At 65.2% G+C, this 1,525-nt stretch carries 3 protein-coding genes; 1 reads left to right on the forward strand and 2 read right to left on the reverse strand.

Annotated elements, in window-relative coordinates; all coding sequences use genetic code 11:
* On the reverse strand, positions 1-368 hold a 368-nt coding region (locus BM162_RS22205), incomplete at its 3' end, for a c-type cytochrome (protein ID WP_093426036.1).
* A 129-nt stretch (positions 369-497) separates the two neighbouring features.
* Here BM162_RS22205 and BM162_RS22210 point away from each other — a divergent pair.
* Positions 498-716 carry a DUF1858 domain-containing protein gene (locus tag BM162_RS22210; protein ID WP_093426037.1) on the forward strand — a complete coding sequence of 73 codons (219 nt, stop codon included), beginning with the start codon at positions 498-500 and terminating at the stop codon, positions 714-716.
* Here the strand turns inward: BM162_RS22210 and BM162_RS22215 are convergent.
* The gene (locus BM162_RS22215) at positions 703-1,392 is read right to left on the reverse strand and encodes a Crp/Fnr family transcriptional regulator (protein WP_093426039.1); all 690 of its coding nucleotides are present in this window, start codon (positions 1,390-1,392) and stop codon (positions 703-705) included. The genes BM162_RS22210 and BM162_RS22215 overlap by 14 nt on opposite strands.
* Between the last annotated feature and the right edge of the window lie 133 nt (positions 1,393-1,525).

The following is a 1,525-nucleotide window of genomic DNA, read 5'->3' on the forward strand; positions in this document are numbered from 1 at the left end:
TCGGTGAGTTCGAAGAACGGCATCTGCCGGCGGCCCTCGATCCGCGAGGGTTGCGCCTTCATCCAGCCGTCGAGCATCTGCCACGCCATCTCGGGATCGTCCTGGACGCCCCAGCGGGTCATCACGTTGCCGAGCTCGGGCGCAAAGTAGGCGCCTTCGCCGTGAAGCGTGTGGCAGTTGATGCACGAGTTGCGCTCCCACACGTGCTTGCCGGCGACGACCTGCTCGGACAGATCCATGCCGGCGGTGGATTGGTTCACGACGTAGCGGTGCGAATGGACGGTGAGCCCGACGAAGATCGCGATGAAGAACAGCGATCCTCCGTAAAACACGTTGCGGGCCCGCGACTTCGTTAGGATCTCTGACATCTTGCGAGCGTCCTGTCTTCGTTTCGGGTGGACAGGGCTTAGCGCGGCGGCACGCCGGGAATGTTGCGCAGGCGCAAAGAACGAAGAGGTTTTCGAGCCTAGGGTCGTCTCTCAGAACAGGAGAGCGCCATGCGACGTCCTCGCATAGATGACCCGGACCTCACGATTCAGGATTTGCTGGACGCCTGGCCCCAGGCGACGCGGATATTCCTGCGTCACAAGATGCTCTGCATCGGGTGCATGATCACGCCGTTTCACACGGTGATCGACGCCTGCGCCGAGCACGGCGTGGACGAGGATACCTTCCGCGCCGAACTCGCCGAGGCGGTGGCGGTCACGTCCCGCTGATCACCACCAGCCGGTGCGGGTCGGTCACCGTGACGTGCTTGCGCCGCCCGCTGACGATGCCGTCCTTCTCCCACTTCGACAGAAGGCGGCTGACGGTGTGCAGGGTCGTGCCCGTCATCTCCGAGATGTCCTGACGGGTGATCGGAAACGCGATCTCGATGCCGCCCTCGACCTTGCGCCCGGTCTGCTTGACCAGCCGCAGCAGGGCGCCGGCGACGCGCTGCTCGACCTGCTGGGTCGCAAGTTCCATGATCCGCGTGTTCATCTCGTTCACGCGCGTGCCCACGGTCTTGTAGCCTTCCTCGGCGAAGCCGTCGTACTTCGCCACGAACGGGTGCCACAGGCGCATCGGCCAGAACAGCGTCAGGCATTCGCCCGCGCACATCGCGGTGGCGGGGTAGGTGTCGCGCCCCAGCGCGGCGGCGATGCCGAAAAGCTGGCCCGAGGGGATGTGGAGCGAGGTCACCTGCTCGCCGCCCGGCGTGGTGCGCATCACGCGGATGAAGCCGTCAAGGAGCAGGTAGAAGCGGTCGGCCGGGTCTCCTTCGCGGAACGCGGGTGCGCCTTCCTCGAAGCGGCGCGGCGTCGCCTGGTCCAGGATCTCGCGGACCTGCGGCCGGTCCAGCCGCCGGAAGGGCGGAACCTCTCGCAGAAGGCTTTCGTCCAGCTTTCCCATCTTCCCGTCCACAGTTTGAGCGAGCGCAACGTTCGGGGGACGGGGATAGAGCAAAACACCGCCATACGGAACGCATGAGAGACCAAGAAAGGAAACAGACATGCGCAGCATCCTTACCGCCGCCGTCGCCGCC

Origin of the sequence: Tranquillimonas alkanivorans (assembly GCF_900115595.1) — a bacterium.
Lineage (GTDB): Bacteria > Pseudomonadota > Alphaproteobacteria > Rhodobacterales > Rhodobacteraceae > Tranquillimonas > Tranquillimonas alkanivorans.

Coding starts and splice junctions, on each gene's coding strand:
- BM162_RS22215 (WP_093426039.1), bottom strand. CDS start 1,392: ATGGGAAAGCTGGACGAAAGCCTTCTGCGAGAGGTTCCGCCCTTCCGG.
- BM162_RS22210 (WP_093426037.1), top strand. CDS start 498: ATGCGACGTCCTCGCATAGATGACCCGGACCTCACGATTCAGGATTTG.